The sequence below is a fragment of the Solirubrobacter ginsenosidimutans genome, assembly GCF_027587205.1.
Map to the genome: position 1 here is coordinate 16,194 of NZ_JAPDOD010000056.1, position 12,625 is coordinate 28,818.

The 12,625-nt window shown below is 72.6% G+C and carries 11 protein-coding genes; 8 read left to right on the forward strand and 3 right to left on the reverse strand.

Annotated elements, in window-relative coordinates; all coding sequences use genetic code 11:
- Positions 1-795 carry a glutamate formiminotransferase gene (locus OM076_RS37220; protein ID WP_270045251.1) on the reverse strand — a complete coding sequence of 265 codons (795 nt, stop codon included), beginning with the start codon at positions 793-795 and terminating at the stop codon, positions 1-3.
- A 49-nt stretch (positions 796-844) separates the two neighbouring features.
- On the opposite strand from OM076_RS37220, the gene OM076_RS37225 reads away from it, so the two are divergent.
- Genes OM076_RS37225 through OM076_RS37240 form a run of 4 tightly spaced genes read left to right on the forward strand, consistent with a single transcriptional unit; the run spans position 845 to position 3,809 of the window.
- The gene (locus tag OM076_RS37225) at positions 845-1,279 is read left to right on the forward strand and encodes a MarR family winged helix-turn-helix transcriptional regulator (protein ID WP_270045252.1); all 435 of its coding nucleotides are present in this window, start codon (positions 845-847) and stop codon (positions 1,277-1,279) included.
- Complete coding sequence (locus tag OM076_RS37230) at positions 1,276-2,571, forward strand: MFS transporter (protein WP_270045253.1); 1,296 nt, start codon at positions 1,276-1,278, stop codon at positions 2,569-2,571. Before OM076_RS37225 ends, OM076_RS37230 begins: the two co-directional genes overlap by 4 nt.
- Positions 2,572-2,614: 43 nt before the next feature.
- Positions 2,615-3,187: an HD domain-containing protein gene (locus tag OM076_RS37235; RefSeq protein WP_270045254.1), complete on the forward strand. Its 573-nt coding sequence runs from the start codon at positions 2,615-2,617 to the stop codon at positions 3,185-3,187.
- 25 nt (positions 3,188-3,212) lie between these two features.
- Positions 3,213-3,809: a hypothetical protein gene (locus OM076_RS37240; protein WP_270045255.1), complete on the forward strand. Its 597-nt coding sequence runs from the start codon at positions 3,213-3,215 to the stop codon at positions 3,807-3,809.
- A gap of 60 nt (positions 3,810-3,869) precedes the next feature.
- Here OM076_RS37240 and OM076_RS37245 read toward each other — a convergent pair whose 3' ends face one another.
- Together OM076_RS37245 and OM076_RS37250 are read right to left on the reverse strand one after the other, a co-directional pair.
- Positions 3,870-5,135 carry a vanadium-dependent haloperoxidase gene (locus OM076_RS37245; protein WP_270045256.1) on the reverse strand — a complete coding sequence of 422 codons (1,266 nt, stop codon included), beginning with the start codon at positions 5,133-5,135 and terminating at the stop codon, positions 3,870-3,872.
- On the reverse strand, positions 5,132-6,514 hold the full coding sequence (locus OM076_RS37250) for an FAD-binding oxidoreductase (RefSeq protein ID WP_270045257.1): 1,383 nt from the start codon (positions 6,512-6,514) through the stop codon (positions 5,132-5,134). Before OM076_RS37250 ends, OM076_RS37245 begins: the two co-directional genes overlap by 4 nt.
- Before the next feature lie 118 nt (positions 6,515-6,632).
- Between OM076_RS37250 and OM076_RS37255 the strand changes: the two genes are divergently transcribed.
- The 4 genes from OM076_RS37255 to OM076_RS37270 all read left to right on the forward strand — a co-directional run bounded on the left by OM076_RS37255 (position 6,633) and on the right by OM076_RS37270 (position 12,620).
- Entirely contained in the window at positions 6,633-9,542 is a 2,910-nt protein-coding gene (locus tag OM076_RS37255) for an ATP-binding protein (protein ID WP_270045258.1), read from the forward strand.
- Between the two features lie 23 nt (positions 9,543-9,565).
- The gene (locus tag OM076_RS37260; protein ID WP_270045259.1) at positions 9,566-9,862 is read left to right on the forward strand and encodes a DUF4242 domain-containing protein; all 297 of its coding nucleotides are present in this window, start codon (positions 9,566-9,568) and stop codon (positions 9,860-9,862) included.
- A gap of 289 nt (positions 9,863-10,151) precedes the next feature.
- Positions 10,152-11,240 carry an AMP-binding protein gene (locus OM076_RS37265; protein WP_270045260.1) on the forward strand — a complete coding sequence of 363 codons (1,089 nt, stop codon included), beginning with the start codon at positions 10,152-10,154 and terminating at the stop codon, positions 11,238-11,240.
- Positions 11,241-12,620 (forward strand): aldehyde dehydrogenase family protein, encoded by a 1,380-nt coding sequence (locus OM076_RS37270; RefSeq protein ID WP_270045261.1) that lies wholly within the window; start codon positions 11,241-11,243, stop codon positions 12,618-12,620.
- Positions 12,621-12,625: the final 5 nt, after the last annotated feature.

Here is a 12,625-nt window from a genome sequence, read left to right on the forward strand (position 1 = left end):
CTACGAGAGTAGATGATCTTCAAGCGGTTTCGGGCCGCGGAGCGGGACGTCTTCGGGGAAGTCGACGAGCGCCGCCCGCGGGGCGGGCGCGACGAGCTCGGCGCCGGTGACCGTCGCGTGCTCGCGGACCGCCGCGACCACTTCGGCCGCGGTCACGCGCGTGTGGTCCTCGATGTTGGTCGAGACCTGGACGCCGTCCGTGAGCCGCAGCCCCAGCGCGCGGACGTCGAGCGTCTCGCGCAGGTGGCGCGCGATCGCCTTCGCGGTCTCCAGATCGGCGTCGACGAGGACGTTGAAGGCGACCAGCGGGGGCCGCGCGGCGACGAGCGTCGCGCCGGCGGTCGGATGGCTCGCGGGGCCGAAGTCGGGGTCGACGCCGTCGAGCCCGCCCGGCCGGCGCAGCTCCGCCCGCGTCCGCCCGCCCCCGAGCTCCCCGTAGAGATACACGGGGATGCCGAGGCGCCCGAGCTCCTCCGCCAGCACCAAGGCCTCCGCGCACGCCGCGCCGCGCTGGTCGTCCTCGAGGTAGACGATCGGGGCGACGTCGACCACCCCCACGCGCGGGTGCAGGCCCGCGTGCGTGGTGAGGTCGACCAGCTCGATCGCCGTCCTCGCCCCGTTGAGCACCGCCTGGTGCAGCTGCCCGGGCGCGCCCGTGAGCGTGTACACGGCGCGGTGATGGTCCCAGTCGGAGGAGTCGTAGATCAGGCCTGGCCCGAACGCCTTCGCGATCGCGCCGATGACGTCCTGATCGCGGCCTTCGGAGATGTTCGGGACGGCGAGCAGCGGCGGCATATGGGCGGAGATCGTGGCAGCCGAAAGTCGTTCGCTAGGCTAATTAGCGATGCAAACCATCTCCACCACGGATCTCGCCCATCGCCTGCGGCCGGTGATCGCCCGGCTCGCGCGGCGCATGCGCCAGCAGGCCGGTGGAGATCTCAGCCCGACCCAGGGCGCCGCGCTGAACACGGTCGCCTGTCACGGGCCGCTCACCCCGTCAGAGCTCGCCGCGCGCGAGAAGATCCAGCGCCCCACGGCGACGCGCGTGCTCGCGCGCCTGGAGGAGGCGGGACTGATCCAGCGCACCGCCGATCCCGCCGACCGGCGCTCGAGCCTCGTCTCCACGACGCCCGCCGGCACCGACCTGCTCGCGTCCGTGCGTGACCGCAAGGACGCCTATCTGGCTCAGCGGCTGGACCGCCTGAGCCCCGAGGACCTCGCCGCACTCGATCGCGCCGCCGGCATCCTCGAGCGTGTGCTCGAGGAGGGGGCCGAGTGAGCCCCGCCATCGCGCGCACGTTCTCCTCGCTCAAGGTCCCGAACTACCGCAAGTACTTCACCGGTCAGATCGTCTCGATCACCGGCAACTGGATGCAGACCGTCGGCGAGATGTGGCTGATGGTCAAGCTCACCGGTTCCGGCAGCCTGGTCGGCCTCACCGCGGGCCTGCAGTTCCTGCCGATCCTGCTCTTCGGCGCCTGGGGCGGCCTGCTCGCCGACCGCCTGTCCAAGCGCCGCGTGCTCACCTACACGCAGCTCTCGCTGATGATCCCGGCGCTGACGCTGTTCGCGCTGACGGCCTCCGGTGCCGCGCAGCCGTGGATGGTGCTCGCGCTCGTGCTCGTCCGCGGCGGCGTGCTCGCGATCGACAACCCCTCACGCCAGTCCTTCGTGGTGGAGATCGTCGGCTCCGACCGCGTGGTCAACGCCGTCGCGCTGAACTCCGTCGTCGTCCACAGCTCCCGCATCATCGGCCCCGCGCTGGCCGGCACGGTCATCGCGCTGATCGGCATCGCCCCCTGTTTCCTGGTCAACGCGTTCTCGTTCCTGGCGATGTTCATCGCGTTGCGGACGATGGACACCAAGGCGCTGCAGACGCCCAAGCCGGTGACCCGGCGGCCGGGCGAGGTGCGCTCGGCGCTGCGCTACGTCCGGCGCACGCCCGAGCTGCTGGTCCCGCTGCTGATGATGGCGCTGGTGGGGACGATCTCCTTCAACTTCCAGGTCCTGCTGCCGCTGCTGGCCGACTTCACGTGGCACGGCACGGCCACCACCTACGCGCTGCTGACCGCGGCGATGGGCGTCGGGTCCGTCGGCGGCGCGCTGGCCGCGGGGGCGCGCGGGCGCGTCTCCCCCAAGCTGCTGGTCGGCTCCTCGCTGCTGTTCGGCTTCGCGATGCTGCTCGCGGCCGGAGCGCCGACTTTGGAACTGCAGATCCTCGCGCTGGTGCCGCTCGGCGCGGCGTCGGTGACGTTCGCGGCGGGCGTGAACTCGACCTTGCAGGTCGCCGTCGAGCCGGCGATGCGCGGCCGCGTGATGGCGCTCTACAGCATCGTCTTCCTCGGTTCGACGCCGATCGGCGCACCGCTCGTCGGCTGGCTGGCGGGTGCCGCGGGCCCGCGGGCAGGGCTGCTCGCGGGCGCGCTCGCGGCGTTGCTCGCCGGAGTGGCGGCGTGGGTGTGGTTCGCGCGGGCGGGCGAGCTGGACGCGCTGTCCGTGCCGCGCGGGCACGGCGGACGGATGCGTGCGCCGCAGCGCCTGGTCGCCTTCGCGCGCGATCGCGTGAACTAAATCGCAACGCCCGAATCGGACGCGGACCGCTAGCGTCACGGGCATGCTCCAGCCGCCGTTCGCGGAGCGCCGCCCAGTCGTCCGCGAGGCCGTCGAGTGGGCCGCACGCATGCACGCCGACCAGCGCCGCGCGCTCGATCGCGCGCCCTTCGTCCTGCACCCGCTGGAGGTCGCGTCGCTCCTGAGCGGCCGCGGGTTCGACGACGAAGTGCTCGCCGCTGGCATCCTGCACGACGTCGTCGAGAACACGACGGCGACGGTCGCCGACGTGGCCTCGCGCTTCGGCGAGCGGGTGGCGGAGATCGTCGCGGCGGTCAGCGAGGACCCGTCGATCGAGGACTACGACGAGCGCAAGGCCGCACTGCGCGAGCGGGCGCGGGCGGGTGGGATCGCCGCGCGAGCCGTCTACGCCGCGGACAAGCTCGCCAAGGCGCGCGAGCTTCGCTCCCAGGCCGCGAGCGACCCGTCGGTGCTGGTGGACGCGCACAACCTGCTCAGGCTCGAGCACTACCGCCAGAGCCTCGCGATGCTCGTCGAGGCCGGCGACGACCAACCGATGGTCGATCAGCTCGCGTTCGAGCTGTGGGCGCTGCGGGCGCTGCCGCCTGAGGCGTGATCGCCCGGTAGATTGGCGGGTGAGGATGAGCACGCCGACCGCGTCGAGTCCGCTGGAGACCGTCGCCCGCAATCACGGGGCGACGATGGCCTCGCGCCACGGCCGGCGCGTGCCCGCGAACTTCGGGTCCGTGGGCGCCGAGGAAGCCGTCTGCCTCCGCGCGGTGGGGATGGCCGACCGCTCGGACCGCGACACCTTCGAGCTGCGCGGCACGCCGTCGGTCGTCGAGGGCGCGCTGATCGCGGTGGGTGAGTTCGCGTGGTGCTCGTTCGTCACCGCCGACCGGGCGCTGGCACGCTGCGAGCACGAGCACGCCGCGGCCTGCCGCTCGTTGCTGGCCAATCTCGACGGTTTGAATGCCGCGAATCGGACCGCCGCCTTCGCCGCCATCGGCCTGATCGGGCCGCGCGCGAAGCAGCTGCTGATGGAGATCGACCTCAACCCGTCGGGCGTCGTGATCCAGGAGGCGCTCGGCTGCTACGAGATCATCCTCCCCGCCGAGCGCGGCCCGCAGTTGTGGGAATACCTGCTCGAGGCGGGTGCGCCCTACGACCTCGCCTGCGTGGGGCACGACGCGCTGGACCGGCTTTCCGCCGCCCACCGTTTCGATGAGACCACCTGAGTGCCCCGTCGCCTGATCCCGCCTGCGGCGGGGCGCGCCGGCGCCCCGCCGTCGGCATGATCAGTGGTCGGGTCGGAAGGCGAACCAGCGGTGCCAGCGCGCGACTCGTTCGCCCAGCTGCGCGCCCTGGACGTCAGCGGTGCGGAAGTGGATCCCGCCCCACACCCGCGCCTCGATGATCTCGTCGAGCACCTGCGAGAAGCGCTCGAAATGTCGCGTCTGCCCGGGGAACCGCGGGCTGCTCACGTCGAACGCGATCCGGTCGGTGTGGAAGAAGTCCTGCAGCGTGTTGATGATCGAACTGGAGACGCAACTGTGCCCGGACGGATGGTCGGGGAAGTTCGGCGTCGCCAGACCCGCCTGCGTCGACGGGTCGAACAGCGGTAGCCAGTTCGGGTCGGCTTCCGTCTTCGGATTGCCGTCGGTGCCGGCGTTGCGGATGGCGTCGATCGGGCGCCAGAACAGGTGACGGTACTTGTCGTTCCAGCACGAGATCGCCGCGTCGGCCGCCGCCAGCGTGACCCTGCCGAACAGGCGCGCGTTCTGCGCCGGGCTGAGCTGGTAGCGAGCGGAGAGGTCCCGCAGAACGCCGCCGTAGAGCTGCAGCGGCTGCGCCTGCCAGAAGACGGCCGCCATCGTCTGGTCCGCGGTGCGGGTGGTGCTGGCGAGCGCGCCGATCTCCTTGACCTCGTTGAGGTCGCGCGCGTACGCCCGGCTCGTCAGGGGGTTCGGGCCCGGGGTCCCGAACCAGCGTGCGCTCGGGATGACGAACGGCCGCACGTCCCCCACCCACCAGGCGGGGTCGACCGCCGTCAGCGGCGGCGAGACGCGCCACGCTCCGGGTTCCGTCCCGAGCGGGTACGGATACGGCGCCCCGTGGGCCATCCGTCCGTCGTTGGCTCGCGCGGCCAGCATCGCCGCGGCCGCGGCCTCACCCGCGGCGATCCCGCGGGCCCGGCGCTCATCGGCGGGCAGCTTGGCCAGGGAGGCGTCGTAGTTGGCCTGTAGCACCGTGGCCTGCGCCGGGTAGAGCGCGACGAGCACCCGGAACGCCGCCGTCGCCGCTGCCGCGTCCTGCGACGCGGGGCGCCGCACCGGCGCGACACGCAGATACGGCCGGTGACTCCGGTCGATCGCGTTCACGGCGTCGTAGACGGCGCCGTGAACCATCGCGAAGCTGAGCGTGGAGGCGTGTGCCGTCGGCGGCGGGACGGTCGTCAGGATCGTGTTCTGCGCGTGCAGGTTCCAGTCGATGATCGCGTCGCCGCGCGCAATCGCCGGGAACGCGAACAGCACGCCAAGACAGATGACAACGAGCCGTTTCATGACGCCGGCTCGATGTTCTGGTTGACGCGGAACGTGTTGTCGGGGTCGTAGGCCGCCTTCACGCGCGCCAGCCGCGCGTAGTTGCCGCGGTAGCTCGCCCGGACCCGCTCGCGCCCCTCGTCCATCATCATGTTCACGTAGGCGCCGCCCGCCGAATACGGGTGCAGCGCCTGCTGGTAGTCCACGCTCCAGGAGCGGATCGCGGGCACGTTGGCGGGGTCGGGGTCGACGCCCGCGTAGACGGCGTTGAAGGTCGCGTCGCGATACGCCCAGGCCGTGTCCTCGTTGCCCACGTCGTGCGCGGCGCCGTCGATCGCGTACAGGTGCATCGTCGACTTCATGGTCGGCATCTCGGCGCCGAACCGGGCGTGCAGCGCCACGGCCTCGTCAGGGAGGTCGTTGACGAAGTCCGCGCGCCAATACCACTGCTCGCCCTTCGGATAGAGGGCGTCGAACGCGCCCTGCAGCATCGCGTGGGGCATCGGCCCAGGGCCGTGCATCAGCGGCTCCGGCAGGGCGTCGAGGAACGGCTGCATGTCGCGCGTCGCGTCCTCCTCGCTCCCGACGTGGCACCAGACGACGCCGCACACCTTGCGCATGTAGAGGTGCTCGGGGAACGGCGGGGCCGGCGGCACGGTGCAGAACGCGAAGAAGCCGTTGAGGTCGCGCGGGGCGGCCGGGAGGAACTCGCGGTAGACCGAGAGCACCTCGGTCGCCTGCTCGACCGGCCAGAACGTCGGCCCGCCGATGACGGTGCCCACCTCGTGCAGCCGGAACAGGAAGGAGGTCACGACGCCGAAGTTGCCGCCGCCGCCGCGCAGCGCCCAGAACAGGTCGGGGTGCTCGTCGGCGCTCGCGCGGACGGCGCGACCGTCCGCGAGCACGACCTCGGCCTCCAGCAGGTTGTCGATCGCCAGCCCGAACTTGCGGGTGAGGTGACCGAGGCCGCCGCCGAGCGTGAGGCCGCCGACGCCGGTGGTCGCGATGATGCCGCTCGGGGTGGCGAGGCCATGCTCGCCCGTGGCCGCGTCGACTTCACCCCACGTGCACCCGCCGCCGACGCGGACCGTCCGCGCGGCCGGGTCGACGTCGATCCGCTTGAACGCCGAGAGGTCGATGACGATGCCGTCGTCGCACGTTCCCAGCCCGCCGCCGTTGTGGCCGCCGCCGCGGATGGCGAGCGGCAGGTCGCGCGCGCGGGCGAGGGCAACCACGGCAGCCACGTCGTTGGCGTCGGCGCAGCGCGCGATCAGCGCCGGCCGGCCGTCGATCAGCGCGTTGTAGACGGGGCGGGCGTCCTCGTAGGCCGGATCGCCGGGGCCGATCAGTAGGCCGCGGAAGCCGGGCAGGTCCTGGGTGGGACTCATGAGATCGCTCATGGGCGCGACGCTAAGCGCCTCAGACGTCCGCGTCATGACCCGCCCTGACCCACTTTCGGCCGTCCGTGATGCGACCCGCGCACCTACGCGCCTGGTCAGATCTGACTATCGTCTGGCCGTGGGCGCCGACCTTCCCGGTCCGCTTTGTCTCCCTTCCGCATTCCCGTTCGTCGGGCGCGAGAGCGAGCTGGCGGCGCTGCGCGAGTTGCTCCCGACCGCCGACGACGCGCGTCGGGTGGCGGTGCTGGGCGGTGAGGCGGGCTCCGGGAAGAGCCGCCTGGTGCGCGAGCTCGCCGCCGAAGCGGCCGAGCGCGGCGCGCTCGTCCTCTACGGCGCGTGCGACGCGGTCGTCCGCGCGCCCTACGGCGCGTTCGTCGAGGCGCTCGAGCACCTCGCCCGCGTGCTCGAGCCCGCAGCGCTTCGCGCCGCTCTCGGGCCGACCGGCGGCGAGCTGGCGCGGCTGATCCCCGATCTCGGGGACCCGGCGCCGCGCCCCGAGACCGACCCGGACACCGTCCGCCATCGGCTGCACACCGCCGTGACGGACCTGCTGACAGCAGTGAGCCGCGACCGGCCCGTGCTGCTGGTGCTCGAGGACACCCACTGGGCTGACGCGCCCACGCTCGGCCTGCTCCGCCATCTGGCGCGGGCGAGCGGGCGGGCGCGGCTCCTGCTGCTCGTGACCTTCCGCGACGCCGAGGTACCGGACGGGCTGTCGGAGACGCTCGCCGACCTGCGCCGCTCCGACGACGTCGTGCGACTGCGCCTCCCGGGACTCTCCGGCGAGGATGTCGGCGACTTCGTTCGGCGGGCCGGAGCGGGAGCCGACGTCGCCGAGCTCGCCCGGACGATCAGCGACCTGACCGCGGGCAATGCCTTCCTGGTCTGCGAGCTGTGGCGGGCGCTCGTGGACACCAACGTCGTCCGGGTGGTCGACGGCGAGCTGCGGCTCGTCCGCCCGCTGGCCGAGCTCGGCACTCCGGAGAGCGTGCGCGAGGTCGTGGGCGGGCGGCTCGCGCGGCTGCGACCGGAGACGAGCGACCTGCTGGAGCTCGCCGCGGTCGCGGGCTCGGAGTTCGGCCTCGACGTCCTGCGCGCCGTCGCGGGCCCCGGCGAGGCGAACGTCCTCGGCGCCCTGGACGAGGCCGTGCGCAGCGGCATGATCGAGGAGCTCTCGTCGGTGCGGCTCGAGTACCGCTTCGCGCACGAGCTCGTCCGGCGGGCGCTGTACGACCGGCTGACCGGGCTGCGGCGCGCGGAGCTGCACCTGCGCGTCGGCGAGGCGCTGGAGGCGAGCGGCGCGCGCGGCGCGGCGGAGCTCGCGCACCACTTCACCGCCGCCGCGCCGCTGGCCGGCGCCGCGCGCGGCATCGCCTACAACGTCGACGCCGCCCGGCACGCGGCCGCCGCGCTGGCCTTCGACGAGGCCGCGGAGCGGCTGGAGGTCGCCCTTGGGCTGGGGGTGGTGTCCCCGGCCGAGCGCGCCGAGCTGCTGATCGAGCTCGGGCAGGCCAGGCACCGCGCGGGGCGGGCGGTCGAGGCGCTCGCCGCGTTCGCCGCGGCGGCGGACCTCGCGGACGCTTCCGAGCTCCTCGCCCGCGCCGCGATCGGATACGAGGACGCCTGTTGGCGCCCGGTCATCACCGACCAGCTCGCCGTGGACCTGCTCGAGCGGGCGGCGGCGGGGCTGGGCGAGGAGCCGTCGCAGCTGCGCGTCGGCGTGCTCGGGGGTCTCTCCCGCGCCCTGCTGATCCGCGGCGAGCATCTTCGCGGAGCCGCCGTGCGCGAGGAGGCGATCGCGATGGCCAGGCAGCTCGGCGATCGCGCCGCGCTCGCCACCGTGCTCGCCGCGAGCTACTGGTCGCGCGAGACCAACCCGCCGGGGCGGGTGCTCGAGGCGCTCACCGAGGCCCGCGACATCGCCGCCGAGCTGGGCGACGTGGAGCTCCGGACCGTGTCCATGAACTGGCGCGCAGGGATCCTCATGGCGCTGGGCGACATCGACAGCGCGCGGGACGAGGTCAACGCCGTGCGCGAGATCGCCGAGCGGGCCGCGCAGCCGTTCCATCTCCACGTGGCCGAGCATTGCGGCTCGGCGATCGCCTTGTGCGAGGGCCGGCTGGCCGACGCCGAGGCGATGGCGGAGCGCTCGCACGAGTGGAGTCGTCTGCTGACCGGCCGCGACGCGTCGGGTGTCTTCGGCATCCAGATGTTCGGCGTTCGCCGCGAGCAGGGCCGGCTCGACGAGCTCGCCCCGGTCTTGCGGCTGCTGGCCGGCGAGGGCGGGCACTGGCGCCCCGGGCTGGCGTCGCTGCTGGCCGAGCTGGGCATGGAGAGCGAGTGCCGCCGCGAGCTCGCCCGCGTCACCCGCGAAGGGCTCGACCAGTTCCGCGCGTCACTCTGGCTCGCCTCGTTGACGTATCTATCGGACGCCTGCGCGGCCGTGGGCGACGAGGTGACCGCCGAGGTGCTGTATCGCGAGCTCGCGCCGCTGGCCGGTGACAATGTGCTGATCGGCCACGTCGTCGCGTGCTACGGCGCGGCCGACCGCTACCTCGGCATGCTCGCCGCGGTGCTCGGCGACTTCGCGCGCGCGGAGCAGCATTTCGAAGCGGCGCTGGAGCTGAACCGGAGGATGGGCGCGCAGACGTGGCTCGCGCACACCGCGTACGAGTACGGGCGCTCGCTGCTCGTTCGCGGCGGCGACGAGCGCGCCGCCGCTCTCCTCGGCGAGGCGGAGGCGCTCGGCTCGCAGATCGGCATGCCCGCCCTGCGCCGGCGGATCGCGGCGCTGGGAGCGGAGACGCACCCCGCCACACCGTCGCTCCCAGACGGTCTCTCCTTCCGCGAGGTCCAGATTCTCAGCCTGGTCGCCGAAGGCCTCAGCAACCGCGAGATCGGCACCACGCTCTTCATCAGCGAGCACACCGCCGCCAACCACATCCGCAGCATCCTGCGCAAGACCCGCTGCGCCAACCGGACCGAGGCCGCCACTTACGCCCACCGCCACGGCCTGGTCGAGGTGTAGTCATGGGAGTACGATGAGCGTCGATGCCGTTGTACGTGATCGAGCGCACCTTCGCTGAAGAGCTCGAGCTCACGACGGACGCCGTCCGCGAGATCGACGAGATCAACGCCGACGAGAACGTCCGCTGGCTCTTCTCCTTCCTCAGCGCCGACAAGCGCCACACCTACTGCCTCTACGAGTCCCCTAACCCGGAAGCGATCCGCGCCGCCGCCAAACGCGCGAACGTCCCCGCCGACGCGATCGTCGAAGTCAGCGGCCTCGCCTCCCCGGACCTCGCCCCGCGCCTGCGCGAGTGGGCCGCGGTCCAAGCCACCACCTGACCCGCCTCACGCCCGCTCCGCGATTCCCGCGGACTGGCCGAACGGCGTGCTGATCGTGTCCCAACTGTCGTGCTCGCGGCTTGGGTCACGCGACGACGCTCGACGTGTGTCATCACCAAACACCACTCGCCGGCCGTCGGTTCCGCTCGCGCGACTCGACCGCGACAAGCTCGCGTTCGGCCCGGTTCGCATCGTCCGGGAATCCGATCGCGCCGCGTTCGGCCAATACCTGCGCGCTCGACGCGAGCGCCGTCGCACTCGCTCCCGGCACCGCAACGAAGGAGCGGCCGTGCCCCCGCTGCTCAATGGTGGGTTCGACGCCCACCCGGACCCGGACAAGTACATCCATGCGGCGATGCAGTGGCATTTCGGCCGCGACACGGGCTCGCCGTTCTGGCTCGAGCGCGCTCGGTCGCTTGGCTTCGATCCGCGTACCGACGTCCGCAGCTTCGACGACCTGTCGCTGTTTCCGAACGTCACCGACGAGCTGCGCGACGTCCCCGCGACCGATCTGATCCCGCGCGGCTACGGCGATCATCCCGACATCGTCGGGGTCTTCGAGAGCGGCGGCACGACCGGGTCTCCCAAGCGCATCGTCTTCCTGCGTGACACGTGGGAGCACAACCGCGAGTGGACGGTCGCCCACTACGCAGCGCGCGGTGTTCCGCGCGGCCGTGGTTGGCTGGCGCTGTTCCCGAGCGGGCCGCACATGGTCGGCGAGCTGTGGCGCTCCCACGCGGCGGCGATGGACGGGACCCTGTTCACGATCGACATGGACCCGCGCTGGGTCAAGAAGCTGCTCGCCGCCGGCCGCCGCGACGAGGCCGACGCCTACTCCGAGCACCTGATCGAGCAGGCGAAGTTCGCCCTCGAGACGCAGGACATCGGCGTGCTGGTGGCGACGCCGCCGCTGCTCGAGCTTCTGGCGCAACACGATGACCTCATCGCGCTCGTCCGCCAGAAGGTCCGCGCGATCGTGTGGGCGGGCGCCCACATGGACGCCGACACGCGAGCCCTGCTGCGCACCGAGGTGTTCCCCGGGATCGAGCTGATCGGTCTCTACGGCAGCACGATGGTGCTCGGCGCGGCGCTGGAACGGCCCGGCCTGAGCGCCGACGACGCGTGCATCTTCGACCCGCCGTCGCCGCAGATCTCGTTCCGGGTCGTCGACCCCGCGACCGGCGGCAACGTCGGCTACGGCGAGCGCGGCCAGGTGGTGATGAACCACGTCAGCACGTCGTTCCTGCTGCCGAACAATCTCGAGCGCGACGTGGCCACGCGGATCCGTCCGCCCGAAGGGCAGGTCGGCGACTCGGTCGCCGACGTCACACCGGTGGGCGCCTTCGAGGGCGCCGACGTCATCGAGGGGGTGTACTAGATGGCCGCCACTCACGACCTGCTGATGCTCGACGCGCTCGGCCCGGCCGGCGCCTACCAGACCCGCGAGCGGCAGACGATCACCGACGTCGCCGGCCACCCGCTGGCCGAGTTGAGCCAGGTGCCGCGCCTGTTCGTGACCCGTGCGATGGCGGCGCTGCGCAAGGCCGACCCCCTGCCCGTCGACGAACGGGTGGCGGCGATCGCGCGCGCCGGCGAGCTCTACGCCGGCGTCGTCGACGGCGTGCCGATCGCCGACCACGAGCACCTCGTCAGCCGCACCACCGGGCTGCCGATCTGCGTCGTGCGCGAGGCGACGCAGATGATCGCGCGATCCGCGGCGGAGGCCTACTCGAGCGCGCAGGCCGCCCGGCCGGCCGGGGCGGTCAACGACTGGCGTGACCCGCTCACGCATGCCGGCCGCGGCGTCTGGACGCGTCGCGGTGAGGTGTTCGCGGTGCACGCGCCCGGCAACGAGCCGGCCGTGCACGGCCTGTGGCTCGAAGCGCTGGCGCTCGGCTACCGGGTGGCGGTGCGGCCGTCCAGCCGCGATCCGTTCACACCCCACCGGCTCATCTCGGCGCTGCGCGCGTCCGGCTTCCGCGACGACCAGATCGTGCTGCTGCCCTCGAGCCACGACGTCGCGGAAGAGATCATTCGCGCCGCCGATCTCGCCCTGGCCTACGGCGGCGCGAACCTCATGCGCAAGTACGCGGGCTTGGCCTCGATGCTCCCGCAGGGGCCGGGCCGTTCGAAGATCCTCCTGACCGCTGAGGCCGACTGGCGCGAGCACCTCGACGTGATCGTCAGCTCGGTCAGCGCGATGGCCGGTCGCGCGTGCACCAACACCACCGCGGTGTTCGTCGAAGGCGACCCCACACCCGTCGCGCAGGCCATCGCCGAGCGTCTCTCCGCGCTCCCGAGCCTGCCGCCCGAAGACGAGCACGCGGTGCTGCCGGTGCTCCCGCTCGCCGAGGCGCAGCCGCTCGAGGACCATCTGCTCGCCAAGGCGCAGGGCACCCGGGCCTGGCTCGGCGGCGACGGGATCATCGACGATCTCGGCGACGGCAGCGCCGTGCTGCGCCCCGCGGTCCACCAGCTCGCGCGGCCGGACGCGCCCCAGGCCGGCATCGAGCTCGCGTTCCCCTGTGTCTGGGTCGCTCCGTGGACGCGCGAGTCCGGCTTGGAGCCGCTCAAGGACACGCTCGTGCTCACCGCCATCACCGCTGACACGGAGCTCGTCGACGCCCTCGTCGCCGACCCGACGATCCGCAACGTCTACGTCGGCGATCGGCCCACCTGGTGGCTGGAGCCCGGCATCCCCCACGACGGCTACCTCGGCGGCTTCCTGATGGGCGCCAAGGCCGTCATCCGCGACTGAAGGAG

What these genes read in the sequence shown, in the direction of transcription:
- OM076_RS37270 (WP_270045261.1), top strand. Translation starts at nt 11,241, where the DNA reads ATGGCCGCCACTCACGACCTGCTGATGCTCGACGCGCTCGGCCCGGCC.
- OM076_RS37235 (WP_270045254.1), top strand. Translation starts at nt 2,615, where the DNA reads ATGCTCCAGCCGCCGTTCGCGGAGCGCCGCCCAGTCGTCCGCGAGGCC.
- OM076_RS37225 (WP_270045252.1), top strand. Translation starts at nt 845, where the DNA reads ATGCAAACCATCTCCACCACGGATCTCGCCCATCGCCTGCGGCCGGTG.
- OM076_RS37240 (WP_270045255.1), top strand. Translation starts at nt 3,213, where the DNA reads ATGAGCACGCCGACCGCGTCGAGTCCGCTGGAGACCGTCGCCCGCAAT.
- OM076_RS37245 (WP_270045256.1), bottom strand. Translation starts at nt 5,135, where the DNA reads ATGAAACGGCTCGTTGTCATCTGTCTTGGCGTGCTGTTCGCGTTCCCG.
- OM076_RS37260 (WP_270045259.1), top strand. Translation starts at nt 9,566, where the DNA reads ATGCCGTTGTACGTGATCGAGCGCACCTTCGCTGAAGAGCTCGAGCTC.
- OM076_RS37220 (WP_270045251.1), bottom strand. Translation starts at nt 795, where the DNA reads ATGCCGCCGCTGCTCGCCGTCCCGAACATCTCCGAAGGCCGCGATCAG.
- OM076_RS37250 (WP_270045257.1), bottom strand. Translation starts at nt 6,514, where the DNA reads ATGAGCGATCTCATGAGTCCCACCCAGGACCTGCCCGGCTTCCGCGGC.